Origin of the sequence: Marivita sp., assembly GCF_051859345.1 — a bacterium.
Lineage (GTDB): Bacteria > Pseudomonadota > Alphaproteobacteria > Rhodobacterales > Rhodobacteraceae > Marivita.
This window is the reverse complement of record NZ_JBHYFV010000004.1, coordinates 60,682-76,084: the sequence shown is the minus strand read 5'-3', so window position 1 is coordinate 76,084 and position 15,403 is coordinate 60,682. Positions and strand designations below refer to the sequence as shown.

The following is a 15,403-nucleotide window of genomic DNA, read 5'->3' as shown; positions in this document are numbered from 1 at the left end:
TCTCCCGTCTCCAGACCTTTGGCGACCTCATCGACCTCCACATAATTGATATGTGCGAGGTAGGCAAACCGCCGCGTCGCGAGCCAAGGCCGCCACGCTCACGACGCTCAAGCGCGATCTGGGGAAGGAGAAGTCGGGCTCCTCGACCGGCAGAAATTGATCGACTACGGCAAGATGCGGACGGAGCAAGGTGCGGGACCGGTGACGCTTGGCATCGATATCGGCGTTACCAAGATGATCATAACCCATGCCGCCGCTGTCCATGGTCTCGACATATCCTCCGAACCCGTCGATTTGGCTCGCGTCGCCCTCAAACGTCTCGGGTTGATCGGCAAAGGAACCGAGAGGGATCGCCGGCCCACCAAGGATGAGTTGAACCGCCTCTTCCGCTGCTTCGATGACAACGAACGCCTGACGCTGCCGATGACCCAGATCGTGAAGTTCGCGGTGGCCACGGCCATGCGGCTCGACGAGATATGCCGCGTGGAATCGCTCTGTTGATGGCGTGGCGACGGCCTCGTAGGTCGCGGATGTCCCCTTTGATACAACTGCGAAACGTATTCCGATCTTTGCGTTGCGCACTGCCGCGGCATGGTCGATGTCGTAGAGCCGCTCATGTGCCGCAAGCGCAGTATCATGTGCCAGATCCGCCATCAGCTTGGTCGCTCAATTCAGCGGACCACCCGCGATATAGCGATTGTTACCATCTTCTGGCTCACATCACCGCGCCAATTTGCCAAGGGACGAATTCATTGTCGCCAAGGTCTAAAGCCTCGGATTTGGTGACCTGACCGGATGCCGTTGCACGGATAAGATCAAATATTTCGCGGCCCTTGTCGGCCATGCTGACGCCACCGGACAAGATATCGCCTGTGTTCATGTCCATATCATCGGGCATCTGATTGAACAGTCGGTCGGATGTGGCCAGCTTGATCGTCGGAGCAGGTTTGGACCCGAACGCCGAGCCACGCCCCGTTGTGAACACAACAATCTGCGCCCCGCCCGCAATCTGGCCCGTCACCGAGACCGGATCATAGCCGGGCGTATCCATGAAGACGAAGCCCGCCTGCGTGACCGTTTCGCCGTAGTCGTACACCTCGGTCAGGGGAGTCGAGCCCGCTTTGGCCGCCGCGCCAAGTGATTTTTCAAGGATTGTCGTAATGCCACCCTGCTTGTTGCCGGGGCTTGGATTGTTGTCCATTGAGCCGCCATTTTGCGCGGCGTAGTCTTCCCACCACTTGATCTGGGCGATCAGTTTCTCCGCTATCTTTTCGTCAGCAGCGCGTCGCAGCAAGAGTTGCTCAGCGCCATAAATCTCGGGAGTCTCCGAAAGGATAGCCGTACCGCCCTGCCCCACGATCAGGTCACTTGCGATCCCCAAGGCAGGGTTGGCTGTGATGCTGGAAAAGCCGTCCGAGCCACCGCATTGCAACGCCACGCGCAGCGCGCTCATGGGTTGGGGGGTACGGGTGATGGCGTTCACCTGCGGCAGGATTTCCGCCACATGCGCCTTGATCGCGTCGATCGTTGCACGGGTGCCGCCGGTGTCCTGAATGGTCAGCGCGTGGAACCGATCAGTGCCGGCGTCGCCGAAATGCGATTGCATCCGCGCGATCTGCATGACTTCACAGCCCAGGCCGACAAATACCGTCGCGCCCACATTCGGATGGATCGCATGTCCCCACAGCACACGGTCGAGAATGTCAAAACCCCGGCCGCTGTTGGCCATGCCGCAGCCGGTTCCGTGGGCCAGTGCGACGATACCGTCAACGTTGGCGTAGTCGTCCAGTAGCCCGCTCGCCCCGATCTCGGATGCGGCCCTGCGGATGACGGTGGCGGAACAATTCACAGTCGCCACAAGGGCGATAAAGTTCCGCGTTCCGATACGGCCGTCCGCGCGGGCGTAGCCGTCGAAGGTCAGCCGGTCGGTGCGCGGGATCGCCAGCTGCGCTGCGGCCAGATCGGCACTGATGGCATAGTCCTTTTCAGGATTCGCAAAGACGCAATTGTGTGTGTGAACATGGTCGCCTGCGGCAACCGCCACCGTCGTTTGGCCGATGAACTGCCCGAACTTAATCACCGGCGTACCTGCGGCCATCGCCACCCGCGCCACCTTGTGACCGGACGACACAGGTGCCACCAAAGCCACACCAAGTCCAAGCGGATCGTCCCCCGCTTTGGCTCGCTCGGTCAGGACAGCGATTGTGTCGCTCGGGTGCAGGACAAGCGGCTTAGCCATGGGACAAAGCCCGCATCACGCCGCGCAATTCGGCCAGACCGCGCAAACGCCCGATCAGCGGATAGCCCGGAATCGAATCGCGCACGAGGTCGGACAGCATGTGGTGGCCATGATCGGGCCGGAATGGGATCGCGTGATCGTCACGTCCCATATCGCGGCGTCGCGCCTCTTCGTCCAGCAACACCCGGACCAGCGCCACCATATCCGTGTCACCGTCCAGATGCGCCGCCTCCTCGAATGACCCGTCAGGGTCTTTTCGCACGTTGCGCAGATGGGCAAAGTGAATGCGATGGGCGACGTTTCCGGCAATCGCGGGCACATCGTTTGCGGGGTTCGCCCCAAGCGAGCCTGAACATAGCGTGATCCCGTTCACAGGGCTGTCATAGGCGTTCAACACCCACTCCAGATCGTCGCCATCGGACACGATCCTTGGCAATCCCAGAATGTCGCGCGGCGGGTCGTCGGGGTGCACGCACAGCCGCATTCCCAACTCTTCCGCGGTGGGTGCGACCTCGTTTAGGAAGCGCTGGTAATTGGCCCGCAATGCGTCGCGTCCGATCCCGTCATAGGCGGCCAGCGCGGTTTTCAATCCGTCCACATCGTAGCGGTCGAACGCACCGGGCAAACCGGCCATGATCGCGTCCAGCAGGGCAGCGCGATCCGCATCTGTCGCAGCCTGAAACCACGCTGCCGCCTTGGCCAGTACGTCGTCCGGATAATCGTCTTCGGCGGCACGGCGACCCAACATGTGAACCTCGAACGCGGCCATGCGGACCGCTTCGAACCGCAGGCAAGTGGCACCCCCTGCCACAGGTGCTGCCAGATCGGTGCGGGTCCAGTCCAGCAGCGGCATGAAATTGTAGCATATCGTGGTAATCCCCTCTGCCGCAAGATTGGCCATCGACTGGCGGTAATTGGCAAAGAGTTGCGACAAATCCCCCTCGCCGCGTTTGATGCGTTCGTGAATGGGCAGGCTTTCGACCACGACCCAGTCGAACCCCGCTTCCGTCACCAACGCCTTTCGCGCGGCAATTGCGTCTTGTGGCCAAACGTCACCGTAGGGAATGCCGTGCAGCGCGGTTACGATCCCGCGCGCACCCGTCTGCGCCACGTCCGACAGGGCAATGCTGTCAAATTCGCCGTACCACCGCCAGCTTTCAATCATGATGTGACCCCTTGCACAGCAGCGCGTACGCCGTTGGACCATATCTTTTCTGCCGCTTTCGTCACAGGGCCGCGCAGTTGGTCGGCCAGATCGGCGGGGAAGATATCCTCGACCGACAGGATCGCGGTGACAACATCTGCCGGGTTGGGCTGCCCCGCAGCAAGGTCACGCAGGCGGTTGGCCAAGGGGTCACGCACGTCGATGGGTTGGCCGTCCTCGTCCGTTCCGCTCACGTAGCGCATCCATGCGGCCACCGCGACGCAAAGCCCGTCGGTTCTCCGACCCTCGATCAGATTTTCGCGCAGCGTGCCAAGGATGCGTTGCGGCAGTTTCTGGCTACCGTCCATGGCGATCTGCCATGTCCGGTGACGAATTGCAGGGTTGGCATAGCGATCAAACAGCGCCTCGGCGTATGCCGTCAGGCTGACACCTTCGGGGGCTGTGACGGCGGGCATGATTTCGGCCCAGAGCGCGCGGGCGTAGGTGGCGAAAACCGGATCGGCCATTGTATCGGCAATGGTCTGATGCCCCGCCAGATATCCAGTGTAGGCCAGCGCCGAGTGGGTCCCGTTCAGCATCCGCAATTTCATATGTTCGTGGGCGGTTACGTCGCGGACCATCTCGACCCCTGCGGCCTCAAGATCCGGTCGTTCACCGTTTACGAAATTGTCCTCCACCGCCCATTGGGCAAAGGGTTCATGCATCACCGGGGCGGCGTCGATCATGTCAGTCAGCGTTGCGATGCGGGTGATGTCCGCGTCCGTCGTGGCGGGCGTGATCCGATCCACCATCGTGGAGGGAAACCGCCCTTCGGCCGTGATCCAGCCCGCCAAAGCAGGGTCGATCTGGGCGGCAAGTTGCAACACCAGTCCGCGCACCAGCTTTCCGTTTTCAGGCAGGTTATCGCAGGTCAGCACGGTAAAAGGTGCGTGACCTGCGGCGTGGCGCATGGCCAAGGCGCGCACCAGATACCCGGGCGCGGACACCGGAAGGCCATGGACCAGATCGTGCTGGATATCAGGGTGATCGAGGTTCAGCGCGCCGGTTGCCGGGTTGTGGCAGTAGCCCTTCTCGGTGACCGTCAGCGTGATGATCTTCACAGCCGGATCCGCCATGACCGCCAACACGGCAGCGGGGTCTTCCGGCGCAACCAGCACGTCGTTCAGGATCGTCATGTCACGCAATTTGTCACCATCGGGCCCGAGGCTGACCGAGGTATAAGACCAGTCGCGGGAGCGCAGCGCGTCGCGTGTTGCTGGGCTGCGCAGGGATACACCAACGATGCCCCAATCTCCACCGGACGCAGCCATGGCGTCGGCAATGTACACACAACCAAATGCGCGAAAGAACGCACCCAGCCCCAGATGAACGATGCCCGTCGCGGGGCGCGTCTGCGCGTGTGTTTTCTGACCGTCAGCGGGCAAGCCAGCCACCATCCACGTTGAGAACCGCACCGTGGACGTATCCGGCAGCGGGCGTACACAGATAGACTGCGGCACCTGCGATGTCGGACGCCTCGCCCCAGCGGCCTGCCGGAATACGGTCAAGGATTGCCTTGTTGCGCTCGGGGTCCGCACGCAAGGCTTCTGTGTTGTTGGTTTCGATATATCCCGGTGCCACGGCGTTCACGTTGATGCCTTTGGCTGCCCATTCGTTGGCCAGCAGCTTGGTCAGTCCCGCCACGCCGTGCTTGGACGCCGTGTAGCTGGGCACGCGAATGCCGCCCTGAAACGAAAGCAGCGACGCGATGTTGACGACACGGCCCTGACCACCACGCGAAAGCACCGCCTTGGCAAACGCCTGCGTGGTGAAAAACAACGCCTTGAGGTTCACATCCATCACCGCGTCCCAGTCGCCTTCGGTAAAGTCGACCGCATCGTTACGGCGGATGATGCCAGCATTGTTGACCAGAATGTCGATGTCCTGGCCGTCGAACAGCCCCTGGCCCGCCATCGGATCGGAGAAATCCACCAAAACGGCGGACGCCGTGCCACCTGCGTCCGCAATCATGCCCACAGTCTGGTCACAGGCGCGGCGGCCCGCGCAGATAACCGATGCGCCGGCCTGCGCCAGTCCGACCGCAATTGCTTGCCCGATGCCCGTGTTGGCCCCTGTGACCAATGCGCGACGGCCTGTCAGATCGAAAGGGTTGCTCACCGCAAATCCCCCATGGCGACCATATCCATGTCGGTGAAATCGACGTTGTCACCAGCCATCGCCCAACAGAACGTGTAGGACGACGTGCCAGCCCCTGCATGGATCGACCATGGCGGCGATATCACCACCTCTTCGTTGGCCATGACAATGTGGCGGGTCTGGTCCGGCTCACCCATCAGGTGAAAGACGCGCTGGTCTTCGGGCAGTTGGAAGTAAAGGTAGGCCTCCATCCGGCGGTCGTGCAGGTGCGCAGGCATTGTGTTCCAGACTGATCCTTCGGCGAACTGCGTGTAGCCCATCAACAATTGGCAGGATTTGCAAACCTCCGGGTGCAGGAACTGGATGATGACCCGCTCGTTGGCGGTCTCGCGCGCGCCCATCTCGACGCGGCGCGCGTCTTTCAGTTTGATAAGCGTCGTCGGATAGCTCTGGTGCGCAGGCGCGGACAGTACATAAAACCGCCCCGCCCCTTCAAAGGTCACCGGACCCGCGCCCATGCCGATGTAAAGGACTTCGCCGTTTTCAAGCTCGTAGGTTTCGCCACCCACCGAAACCGTGCCGGTGTCACCGATGTTCAGCACACCCATCTCGCGCCGCTCAAGGATCGTCGCTGTTCCGGCGGCCTCGACCTTGTCCAGCGTCAGCGTCTTGCCCGCAGGCACCGCAGAGCCGAGGATCAGGCGGTCGTAGTGGCTGTAGACCAGATTGATCTCGCCGTCAGCGAACAAACCGCCGACGTGAAAATGATCGCGCAACTGGTCGGTATCGAGCGTTTTGGCCGTGGCAGGGTCGATGGCATGGCGGGTTTCGGTCTTGAGCATGTCTTTGTGTCTTTCTGTCTAGAGGAAATCGTCGCGACGCGGGGCGAAGGTATCAATGAGGGTCCCAGCTTCGGTGCACAGGCATCCGTGGCGCACACCCGACGGGATCACCACGCTGTCACCCTTTCCCAGATCGTGCGTCACATCGCCCACCGTAAAGGTGAAACGCCCCGCCTCGACATAGGTGGACTGAACATGGGGATGGTGGTGCAACGTGCCTTCCGCTGCCGCCTCGAAACGGAACGCGACAACCATCAGATCAGCGTTTTCAGCCAGCACTTGACGGGTGACACCTGGGTCGGCGGGGACAACGGGATAGGTCATGTTTTGCCTTATCTGAACAGGGATGGCAGCCAAAGAGACAGCGCCGGAATATAGGTGACAAGCATCAGCGTCGCGAACGCTGCGCCATAGAACGGCCAGATTGTGCGGACGGCATCCCAGATCGGGATACGCCCCACCGCACAGCCAACGAACAAGACTGCCCCCACCGGGGGGGTGCACAATCCGATTCCAAGGTTGAGGATCAAGATTACCCCGAAATGGACCGGATCGACACCGAACGCGGTGGCAACGGGCAAGAAGATGGGCGTCGTGATGACGATCAGCGGCGACATGTCCATGAACGTGCCCAGGAGCAACAACACAAGGTTGAGAAGCAACAGGATCACGATCGGATTGTCCGATACCCCCTGCAACATTGCCACCATAGAGGCCGGAACCCGCGTATAGGCCAAGAGCCACCCAAACGACGCCGCACATCCGATAACCATCAAGACCATCGCCGTGGTGCGCACGGCAGCAAAGGTCGCTTCGACGAAATCGTGCCAGCTGAGACTGCGGTAAACAAAGAACGTGACCAGCAGCGCGTAGACCACCGCAATGTTCGAGGATTCTGACGCCGTGAAAATGCCCGACCGGACCCCACCGAAAATGATCGCCACCAATATCAGTCCGGGGGCTGCGGACACGAACAAGGTGCCTATCATGCGCACACCTTGAAATGTCTGCACTGGATAGCCCTTGCGCGCCGCAACGGCCCAGGCGGCGATCATCAGCAATAGCGCCAGAAGGAATCCGGGAATAATACCGGCGGTGAACAGATCGGCGATCGAGATGCGCCCACCGGCGGCAATTGAATAGATAATCATGTTGTGTGAGGGCGGCAGCAGCAGCGCGATAATCGAACTGACGACGGTGATATTGACCGCATAATCAACGTCGTATCCGCGCTCCTTCATCTGCGGAACCATGAGGCCACCCACGGCAGAGGCATCCGCCGCCGCAGAGCCGGACACACCGCCGAACATGACCGAGGACAGCACATTGACTTGCCCCAACCCGCCACGCAAATGGCCGACAAAAGCCCCAGCCAGCGCCACCAGCCTTCGGGCAATGTCACCTCGCACCATCAGGTCGCCCGCAAAGATAAAGAATGGGATCGCCATAAGGGCGAACACCGACACTCCTGAGTTCAGACGCTGGAACACAACCACCGGAGGCAATCCAAGATAGGCAATCGTCGCAAAGCTGGAGATTCCAAGACAAAAAGCCACCGGCGTGCCAATAAGCAGGAGGACCACGAAAGTGCCGAAAAGGACGTAGAGCTCCATGTTATGCGGCCTCTGGATCGTCGCCGAAGCGCGCGGTCGGCAGGCCTGCGGCACGGCGGAACACACGTTCTGCCGAGAACAAGACAATCAGCACACCACCCGCCACGATCGGGGCAAAGTCATAGGCCCCCGATATGCCAAGGCTGGGCAACATGTTGCCTGCCGTTTTGGCCGCCAACTGCCAGCCGAACCAGATCATCCCGCCGCCAAATCCGGCGACCGCAATGTCAGAGACCGAAAAAAGCACCATCTTCACGCTGTGCGGCAACACATAAAGCACCACATCGAAGGACAGGTGATACCCTTCGCGGATACCCACCGCGGCACCAAGAAAGATGAACCAGCCCATAATCATCACCGATGCGGGTTCCGTCCAGACGATGCTGTCGTTGAGGACGTACCGCCAAAAGACCTGCGCCGCGATCAGGGCGGTCATCAAGACCAGCCCGATCCCTGCCGCCCATAGGGCAAGGCGCGCCAAGCGCCCTGTCCAAAGCGCGACGGCTTCCATCGTCTGCTGCATGCCGATACCTCAGAGGTTGGGTGCGGCCCGCCGCACGACACGGCGGGCCGAAGGCGATCTTATTCAGTCGCCTGAATGTCGAGGACCATTTGCTGCAACACCGGCGAGGTCACATATTTTTCGTAGACTGGCACCATCGCTTCGATGAACGGTGTTTTGTCGATGTCGGTGACTACGTCGACACCGGCGGCACGAACACGCTCCTCGGACTCTGCCTCGCGGTCGGCCCAAAGCTCACGCATCACGGGGACGGAATCGCGGGCGGCCTGACGTACCAGTTCCTGATCCTCGGCAGAAAGCCCATCGAACGTGGACTTTGCCATCACCAGAACTTCCGGCACGATCAGGTGCTGGTCAAGCGTGTAGTATCGCGCGACTTCGAAGTGGCCCGAGCTGTCGTAGGACGGCCAGTTGTTTTCGGCACCGTCGATCACACCGGTCTGGATCGAGGAGTATACCTCACCGTAGGGCATCGGCGTCGCGTTGGCGCCCAGAGCCGCCACCATGTCCACGAACATATCCGACTGCATCACGCGGAACTTCATGCCCGCCAGATCCTCGATCGAGTTGATGGGGCGCTCTGAGTTGTAGAAGCTGCGCGAACCACCGTCGTAGAACGCCAGACCGACCAGATCGTGGTCGCTGAACGCGTCAAGGATTTGCTGTCCCACGGGGCCGTCCATCACTTTGTGCATATGGTCGGTCGAGCGGAAGATATACGGCAAAGACGGCACTTGCGTCTCTTCGATGATGTTGTTGAACGGCCCAAGCGAGACGCGGTTCATGTCAATCACACCAAACTGGGTCTGCTCGATGGTGTCCTTTTCCTCGCCCAACTGGGCAGAGTGGAAGACCTCGATGCAAAGACGCCCACCAGAGCGTTCTTCGATCAGTGCGCCCATCGCCTCTACGGCCGCAACTGTCGGGTAGCCATCGGGGTGGGTGTCGGATGACCGGAACGTGGTCTCACAAGCAAAGGCACTGGTCGTCAGCGCAACGCTGGCCAACAGTGCTGCGCCAAGAGTTTGTGTGTAAGTCATTAATTTTCCTCCCAGAAAATGCTCGTCAGAGCTTGTATGCTTGCTTGGCAAGCCGGTAAGTGAGGTCGTGGGCGACCTCTGGTGCTTCGTCCCGGTCCAGCCGGCCGGTTTCGACCAGTGTGGCAAGGAACGAACAATCAACCCGGCGCGCCACATCGTGGCGGGCGGGAATGGAACAAAACGCGCGCGTGTCGTCATTAAAGCCGACCGTGTTGTAGAAACCGGCGGACTCTGTGGCCATTTCGCGGAACCGCATCATGCCTTCGTAGCTGTCGTGGAACCACCACGGCGGGCCAAGACGCAAGGCCGGATAGACCCCAGCCAACGGCGCAAGCTCACGCGCATAGGAGGTCTCGTCCAGCGTAAACAGGATGACCGTCAGATCGGCACGTCCGCCGACTGCGTTCAGCAACGGGCGCAGCGCAGAGACGTAGTCCGTTCGTGTCGGAATATCGTATCCCTTATCGCGTCCGAACCGCGCCAGGATATCTGCGGAATGGTTTCGGGAAGACCCGGGGTGGATTTGTAAGACCAGGCCGTCATCAAGGCTCATCCGTGCCATTTCCGTCAACATTTGGCCGCGGAAGGCGTCCGCCTCGTCTGCGGTGCAATTCCCTTGCAGGGCCTTGTCAAATAGCTTGGCCGCCACATCCTGCGGCAAGTCCTCTGTGCGTGCGGTCGCGTGACCGTGGTCGGACGATGTTGCACCCAAACTCTTGAAGAATGCCCGCCTGTTGCGATGCGCGGCCAGGTAGCCGGTCCATGTCGATGTATCCTCACCCGCCAGTTCGCCAAGCTTTTCGATGTTCGCGGCAAATCCGTCAAATTCCGGATCGACCACAGCGTCAGGCCGATAGGCCGTGACGACCTTGCCGCCCCAACCGCTGTCACGGATCATCTTGTGCCACTTGAGATCGTCAATCGCGCTTTCGGTGGTCGAGATCGCCTCGATATTGAACCGCTCGAACAAGGCACGCGGACGAAAAGCCTCTGTCTTCAAACTCGCATCAATATGGTCATAAATGGCGTCGGCCGAAGACGCTGACAGACGGTCCGTCACACCGAAGACCTCTTGCAAGGCATGATCAACCCAGAGGCGTGAAGGTGTTCCACGGAACAGGTGATAATTGCTGGCGAACAGATGCCAGATCTTCCTGCTGTCCTGCTCGACCGGCCCACCGTCAACCCGCGGGACGCCAAGATCCTCGAGCGCTATTCCCTGCGAATGCAGCATGCGGAATACATAATGATCGGGCGTCACGAACAGCTGCGCGGGATCTGGAAACGCCTCGTTTGTTGCGAACCACTTCGGATCGGTATGACCATGTGGGCTGATGATCGGCAAATCCTTGACGGACTCGTATAGATCACGCGCTAGCGCCCTGACCGTCGCATCCGTCGGAAATAGACGGTCGTCATCCATTAATGTCATGGTGCCCCCCTCACTTTAAGGATTGGCGCACCTCCAAATGCGGCCAATCCATCTGATATCCTAGTTAGCCAGATTCCGCATGTCAACTAATATCCCAGTTGCCTTTTCCGACATGATGCGGCAAAATTGATGTCAGGGACATAGTCGCCAAGGGAGAAGGCAGTGGTGGAGCAGATTATTTTATCGGACTCAGAAGCTGTGACATTGCCGATCATCCAGCATTCACCCCAACCGACAGTCTCGGATCAGGTGTTCAACGCCTTGCAGCAGCGCATATTGTCGCTCGAACTCCCCCCGCAGACGAAGATTTCCGAAGCCGACGTCGCCAAGAAAATGGGTGTGTCGCGGCAACCCGTGCGCGAGGCGTTCAAGCGTCTGGCAAAGCTCGGCTTCCTCATCATCCGCCCGCAAAGCAGCACGATGGTCAGCCTGATCTCGGAACGCGACGTGCTGCGCGCCAAATTCATCCGCATTGCCCTAGAGGTCCACACCTGCCGTACCGCGTGCGAGGTCATCACCGCCGAAGGAATAGACGCGCTGAACGACCTGATCGCGCAACAACGGGCCGCCGTAGCGGACAACGACAGGCGCCGCTTTCATGCCCTTGACGATGCGTTCCACCGCGAAATCTGCGTTCAGTCCGGTGTCGGTTTCGTCTGGGACCTGATCCTTGACAGCAAGGCGCATATGGACCGCATTCGCATGCTTTCGCTCGACGCGACCTCCCAGCGCCTCGCGCTTGACGAACACTTGGTCATCCTTGACGCGATCACCAATCGCAAACCTGATGACGCGGCGGCGGCCTTTGTGCAGCACTTGTCGCGGATCGACGATCTCATCGCCACGATCAAGGCAGAGAACCACAGCTGGTTCACAGACGACGCCGAATGACACGCATCCTCGCAATTGGTGAATGTATGGTCGAAATGGCCCCCATGGGCGTCGCCGACACCTACAAAATGGGATTCGCGGGCGATACCATGAACACCGCTTGGTATCTGCGCCGCCTTCTCGGCACCGATCATCAGGTTGACTATTTCACCGTCGTGGGAACCGACAGCGTCTCGGATCAGATGCTTGGCTTTCTGGAGGAGGCGGGCATCGGCACGGACCACATTGCACGCCACGTCGACCGGACCGTCGGGCTTTACATGATCCAGTTGAACGATGGCGAACGAAGTTTCAGCTATTGGCGTGGCCAAAGCGCAGCGCGCACGCTTGCACAGGACGATACGCGTCTGGAGAACGCCCTGAAGGGCGCGGATGTCGCCTTTTTTTCAGGAATAACCGTCGCAATCTTGCCCAAGGGCGATCGCGCCCGATTCCTTGCTATTCTGGCTGCTTTCAAAACGGCAGGCGGCACTGTGGTCTTCGATCCAAACTTGCGCCCCAAGCTTTGGGAATCGAAAGAAGATATGACCAGCGCGATTATGAAGGCCGCAGCGGTCAGCTCAATCAGTTTGCCGTCCCACGAAGATGAAGCAGAATGGTTTCGCGATGCCGACAGCCTCGCCACGGCCGCACGCTATGCTGGGGCCGGTGCGCGAACTGTACTCGTCAAGAATGGACCGGCGGACATCCTCATTCATAGGGACAACGCAATAACAACCCTCAGCCCTGAAAAGATAGACGCCGTGGTTGACACGACCGCCGCAGGAGACAGTTTCAATGCGGGCTATCTTGCAGCGCTCTTGCAAGGCGCGTCGGAAAAGGAAGCGGCTGCGGCCGGGGCAGCATTGGCCGGGAAAGTGATCCGTTCGCGAGGTGCTTTGGTCGCGCACGCCACCTAGCGGTATGCCTCCGGCGAGGGCCGTCTGACGTGGCCTTGGCGGCAATGATCATTCCGACCGCGATCATGGAAGAGTCGAGCCGCGTTTTGAGGCACCGAAGGGGCGCGGATGTTGCGATCGCCGCGCGACAGCATCGGTAACACTGATGGACCCGTAAGATGCCTCAAAGCGTTTTTACCCAGCGCCCTCTGCGATGACCGTATTGCGCAGCGTGCCGATCCGTTCGATCTCGCTTTCTACCTTGTCACCGGGCAGGCAGTAGCGCGTTGCGGCCACCAGACCGGGTGCGGGCTGCCACTTGCCACCAAGTTCGGCATCGACGGACCATGCAGTCCCGGCGGGTGTGCCGGTCAGGATCACCATGCCGGGCTTCAGGGTGAAGTTGATCGAAAAGAAATGGATCAGCGCGGCGCAACTCCAATGCATGTCGGCGGTGCTGGCCTCTTGACGCAACTCTCCGTTGATCCGGGTGCGCAGCATGAGCGCCTGCGGATCGGGGACCGCGTCCGTGGTGGTGATGACTGGACCGAGAGGCAGGCTGGAATCAAAGGCCTTGCCGCGTCCAAGTTCGTAATAGACGAGACCTTCGGGCGTGCGGCGCACCTGTCGGTCGCGCGCGGTCACGTCATTGGACACCGTGTAGCCAAAGACATGGGACAGCGCGTCGGCCTCGGGAATGTGGCGGCCTTCACGACCGATCACGATGGCAAGCTCCGTTTCGCAATCCAGCTTGGAGGTGAGTGCGGGGTCATGCACGATCCCATCCTCCGGGCCGATCACGCAATCGGCGGTCTTGAGAAAGAACTCCGGCTCCTTGCCCGAGAGCGGCGCACCCGCTTTTTCGGCATTGTGCGCGTGGTAGTTGCTGCCCGCGCAGAGCACGGTCGAGGGCAGAAGCGGCGCGGCCAGGCGCACAATGTCGGTATCAAGGCAGGCGTGTGCAGGGGGATTTGCGGCGACGACGCGCGCGGCCTCACGGGCACCTTCGCCGCCCCGGATCAGCGACACCATGTCGATGAAGTCGGCACGCGGGTCGGCCTTGTGCAGGTCAACGATGCGGTCGCCTTCGACAAGGCCAAGTCGGCGGTTGTCCTCGTGAAAGTAGGTGCAGAATTTCATGGTGCGATCCCCGCTCTTCAGGAAAACAGAAAAGACAATGTCAGCACGAGGCCCAGCACGGCGACGCCGATGCGCAACGGTTTCTCGGGCAGGCGTCGGGTGATCGACGCGCCGAAATATCCGCCGACCAAGCCCCCCGCCAGAACACAGCCCGCCGCCAGCCAGTCGGTGAAACCCGACAGCATCATCGGGATGACGGCTGCCGACTGGATCGCCGCGGCAAACAGGTTCTTGGCTCCGTTGACCCGGCCCAAGCCCTGCCCTGTCGAGGCCGAAAGCACCGCCAGCAGCATGAAGCCCATGCCAGCACCGAAAAACCCGCCGTAAAAGCCGATCAGCGTCAACAGGACCGTGGTCGCGGCGCGCAGGCGCTCTCCTGGGAAGGCCCAGCGCATGAGGTCGGTCGTCTTGGGACCCAGCACGATGGCAACCACCGCGACACACAACAGAAACGGCACGACGCGGACAAAGACATCATTGCCGGAATTGATCATGACCACAGAACCGGCCACCGCGCCCAGCAGGGCTGGAAACAGCTGCCAGACAAGGCTTTTTGCGTCCTCCATCAGTTCGCGTCGGTAGACCCAGACCGCAGGCAATTGCGCGGGCCAAAGCGCCACGCCCTGCGTGACATTGGCCGCGATGGGTGGCAGGCCGGTGGCCAGCAACATTGGAAAGACAAAGAGCTTGGCCCCACCCGCCGCAGAATTGACCATGCCACCGACAAGACCGGCTGCAATGAAGATCAGGATTTCGAGAGTCATGTGCTGGACTGTCCTGCTGCGGTGCCCTCGACTTCCTTGAGGATCGCGGCGGTCAGCGCGAAATGGCGTTCAGTCAGGGTGCAGGCCCGCTCGGCATCGCGGGCCAGCGCGGCCTCCGAGATGGCGGCATGCTCAGCGCCAAGGTCGCGTGATCCAAGTTTTTGATAGACCGAGGCGCGGCGGTAGCGTTCGCAATGGTCGTGCAACCCGACCCGCAGGCGCAGCAACCAGTCCGATCCGCAGGCCGAGACGAGCGCAGCGTGAAACCCCGCATTTGCCTGTTCCCACGCATCCGGCACGGCGCCTGCGGCGCTGGACAGGGCCGCGTCTTCCTTGGCCATGATATAGCTTGCCGCCACCACGCGCGCTTCCCACGCGGTGTCACCCTGCGCGATGGACAGGCGTAGTGCCTCTTTCTCGATCACGGTCCGGGCAAGGTTGAGGTCCGCGAATTCCGACGGATCAAGCGGGGCCACGGTAAAGCCGCGATTGCCCTCGGTGACGACCAGCCCGTCCTGCGCAAGCTTCTGCAAGGCCTCACGCAACGGTGTCGGGCCAATGCCGTACAGCGCCTTGAGCTTTTCGATGCGCAGGCGTTCGCCCGGCACACGGATTCCCGCGATGATGTCATGGCGCAAGCCGCGATAGGCGGCATCCACAAGGGTTTCGCCTTCGGACGGATGGAGGGTCTGTGTATTCATAACGTCTGGATGTCCCACCTCGCCCGGCGTCGCAACTGT

16 protein-coding genes are annotated in these 15,403 nt (G+C 60.8%); 2 read left to right on the top strand and 14 right to left on the bottom strand.

Annotation, left to right across the window (positions count from 1 at the left end):
- Window positions 1–27 precede the first annotated feature (27 nt).
- The 11 genes from ACTIEN_RS04380 to uxaC form a co-directional block, all read right to left on the bottom strand.
- Window positions 28–654: a hypothetical protein gene (locus ACTIEN_RS04380; RefSeq protein WP_439521892.1), complete on the bottom strand. Its 627-nt coding sequence runs from the start codon at window positions 652–654 to the stop codon at window positions 28–30.
- Between the two features lie 61 nt (window positions 655–715).
- Complete coding sequence (locus ACTIEN_RS04375) at window positions 716–2,239, bottom strand: UxaA family hydrolase (RefSeq protein ID WP_439521891.1); 1,524 nt, start codon at window positions 2,237–2,239, stop codon at window positions 716–718.
- On the bottom strand, window positions 2,232–3,404 hold the full coding sequence (gene uxuA / locus ACTIEN_RS04370) for a mannonate dehydratase (protein WP_439521890.1): 1,173 nt from the start codon (window positions 3,402–3,404) through the stop codon (window positions 2,232–2,234). The genes ACTIEN_RS04375 and uxuA overlap by 8 nt, the downstream gene beginning before the upstream one ends.
- Window positions 3,401–4,840: a mannitol dehydrogenase family protein gene (locus ACTIEN_RS04365; RefSeq protein WP_439521995.1), complete on the bottom strand. Its 1,440-nt coding sequence runs from the start codon at window positions 4,838–4,840 to the stop codon at window positions 3,401–3,403. The genes uxuA and ACTIEN_RS04365 overlap by 4 nt, the downstream gene beginning before the upstream one ends.
- Complete coding sequence (kduD, locus tag ACTIEN_RS04360; RefSeq protein WP_439521889.1) at window positions 4,818–5,561, bottom strand: 2-dehydro-3-deoxy-D-gluconate 5-dehydrogenase KduD; 744 nt, start codon at window positions 5,559–5,561, stop codon at window positions 4,818–4,820. Before kduD ends, ACTIEN_RS04365 begins: the two co-directional genes overlap by 23 nt.
- A complete protein-coding gene (kduI, locus tag ACTIEN_RS04355; RefSeq protein WP_439521888.1) occupies window positions 5,558–6,382 on the bottom strand; it encodes a 5-dehydro-4-deoxy-D-glucuronate isomerase in 825 nt (274 codons plus the stop codon). The genes kduD and kduI overlap by 4 nt, the downstream gene beginning before the upstream one ends.
- A gap of 18 nt (window positions 6,383–6,400) precedes the next feature.
- Entirely contained in the window at window positions 6,401–6,706 is a 306-nt protein-coding gene (locus tag ACTIEN_RS04350) for a cupin domain-containing protein (protein ID WP_439521887.1), read from the bottom strand.
- Window positions 6,707–6,714: 8 nt separating this feature from the next.
- Window positions 6,715–7,995, bottom strand: coding sequence for a TRAP transporter large permease (locus ACTIEN_RS04345; protein ID WP_439521886.1), 1,281 nt, complete (start codon window positions 7,993–7,995; stop codon window positions 6,715–6,717).
- A 1-nt stretch (window position 7,996) separates the two neighbouring features.
- The gene (locus ACTIEN_RS04340) at window positions 7,997–8,518 is read right to left on the bottom strand and encodes a TRAP transporter small permease (RefSeq protein ID WP_439521885.1); all 522 of its coding nucleotides are present in this window, start codon (window positions 8,516–8,518) and stop codon (window positions 7,997–7,999) included.
- 59 nt (window positions 8,519–8,577) lie between these two features.
- The gene (locus ACTIEN_RS04335) at window positions 8,578–9,558 is read right to left on the bottom strand and encodes a TRAP transporter substrate-binding protein (RefSeq protein ID WP_439521884.1); all 981 of its coding nucleotides are present in this window, start codon (window positions 9,556–9,558) and stop codon (window positions 8,578–8,580) included.
- 25 nt (window positions 9,559–9,583) lie between these two features.
- On the bottom strand, window positions 9,584–10,990 hold the full coding sequence (uxaC, locus tag ACTIEN_RS04330; protein WP_439521883.1) for a glucuronate isomerase: 1,407 nt from the start codon (window positions 10,988–10,990) through the stop codon (window positions 9,584–9,586).
- A 162-nt stretch (window positions 10,991–11,152) separates the two neighbouring features.
- On the opposite strand from uxaC, the gene ACTIEN_RS04325 reads away from it, so the two are divergent.
- Together ACTIEN_RS04325 and ACTIEN_RS04320 are read left to right on the top strand one after the other, a co-directional pair.
- Window positions 11,153–11,881 carry a GntR family transcriptional regulator gene (locus ACTIEN_RS04325; RefSeq protein ID WP_439521882.1) on the top strand — a complete coding sequence of 243 codons (729 nt, stop codon included), beginning with the start codon at window positions 11,153–11,155 and terminating at the stop codon, window positions 11,879–11,881.
- A complete protein-coding gene (locus ACTIEN_RS04320; protein ID WP_439521881.1) occupies window positions 11,878–12,780 on the top strand; it encodes a sugar kinase in 903 nt (300 codons plus the stop codon). The genes ACTIEN_RS04325 and ACTIEN_RS04320 overlap by 4 nt, the downstream gene beginning before the upstream one ends.
- 174 nt (window positions 12,781–12,954) lie before the next feature.
- Here the strand turns inward: ACTIEN_RS04320 and ACTIEN_RS04315 are convergent, their stop codons facing one another.
- From ACTIEN_RS04315 to ACTIEN_RS04305, 3 genes are read right to left on the bottom strand one after another with little or no spacing between them, the layout of a single operon-like run.
- Window positions 12,955–13,899 carry a fumarylacetoacetate hydrolase family protein gene (locus ACTIEN_RS04315; RefSeq protein ID WP_439521880.1) on the bottom strand — a complete coding sequence of 315 codons (945 nt, stop codon included), beginning with the start codon at window positions 13,897–13,899 and terminating at the stop codon, window positions 12,955–12,957.
- Window positions 13,900–13,916: 17 nt separating this feature from the next.
- Window positions 13,917–14,663, bottom strand: a complete 747-nt coding sequence (locus ACTIEN_RS04310; protein ID WP_439521879.1) for a sulfite exporter TauE/SafE family protein — start codon at window positions 14,661–14,663, stop codon at window positions 13,917–13,919.
- On the bottom strand, window positions 14,660–15,364 hold the full coding sequence (locus tag ACTIEN_RS04305; protein WP_439521878.1) for a GntR family transcriptional regulator: 705 nt from the start codon (window positions 15,362–15,364) through the stop codon (window positions 14,660–14,662). The genes ACTIEN_RS04310 and ACTIEN_RS04305 overlap by 4 nt, the downstream gene beginning before the upstream one ends.
- Between the last annotated feature and the right edge of the window lie 39 nt (window positions 15,365–15,403).

What these genes read in the sequence shown, in the direction of transcription:
- uxaC (WP_439521883.1), bottom strand. Translation starts at nt 10,990, where the DNA reads ATGACATTAATGGATGACGACCGTCTATTTCCGACGGATGCGACGGTC.
- ACTIEN_RS04350 (WP_439521887.1), bottom strand. Translation starts at nt 6,706, where the DNA reads ATGACCTATCCCGTTGTCCCCGCCGACCCAGGTGTCACCCGTCAAGTG.
- ACTIEN_RS04310 (WP_439521879.1), bottom strand. Translation starts at nt 14,663, where the DNA reads ATGACTCTCGAAATCCTGATCTTCATTGCAGCCGGTCTTGTCGGTGGC.
- ACTIEN_RS04345 (WP_439521886.1), bottom strand. Translation starts at nt 7,995, where the DNA reads ATGGAGCTCTACGTCCTTTTCGGCACTTTCGTGGTCCTCCTGCTTATT.
- ACTIEN_RS04375 (WP_439521891.1), bottom strand. Translation starts at nt 2,239, where the DNA reads ATGGCTAAGCCGCTTGTCCTGCACCCGAGCGACACAATCGCTGTCCTG.
- ACTIEN_RS04320 (WP_439521881.1), top strand. Translation starts at nt 11,878, where the DNA reads ATGACACGCATCCTCGCAATTGGTGAATGTATGGTCGAAATGGCCCCC.
- ACTIEN_RS04380 (WP_439521892.1), bottom strand. Translation starts at nt 654, where the DNA reads ATGGCGGATCTGGCACATGATACTGCGCTTGCGGCACATGAGCGGCTC.
- ACTIEN_RS04305 (WP_439521878.1), bottom strand. Translation starts at nt 15,364, where the DNA reads ATGAATACACAGACCCTCCATCCGTCCGAAGGCGAAACCCTTGTGGAT.
- ACTIEN_RS04315 (WP_439521880.1), bottom strand. Translation starts at nt 13,899, where the DNA reads ATGAAATTCTGCACCTACTTTCACGAGGACAACCGCCGACTTGGCCTT.
- kduI (WP_439521888.1), bottom strand. Translation starts at nt 6,382, where the DNA reads ATGCTCAAGACCGAAACCCGCCATGCCATCGACCCTGCCACGGCCAAA.
- ACTIEN_RS04335 (WP_439521884.1), bottom strand. Translation starts at nt 9,558, where the DNA reads ATGACTTACACACAAACTCTTGGCGCAGCACTGTTGGCCAGCGTTGCG.
- uxuA (WP_439521890.1), bottom strand. Translation starts at nt 3,404, where the DNA reads ATGATTGAAAGCTGGCGGTGGTACGGCGAATTTGACAGCATTGCCCTG.
- ACTIEN_RS04340 (WP_439521885.1), bottom strand. Translation starts at nt 8,518, where the DNA reads ATGCAGCAGACGATGGAAGCCGTCGCGCTTTGGACAGGGCGCTTGGCG.
- ACTIEN_RS04365 (WP_439521995.1), bottom strand. Translation starts at nt 4,840, where the DNA reads ATGGTGGCTGGCTTGCCCGCTGACGGTCAGAAAACACACGCGCAGACG.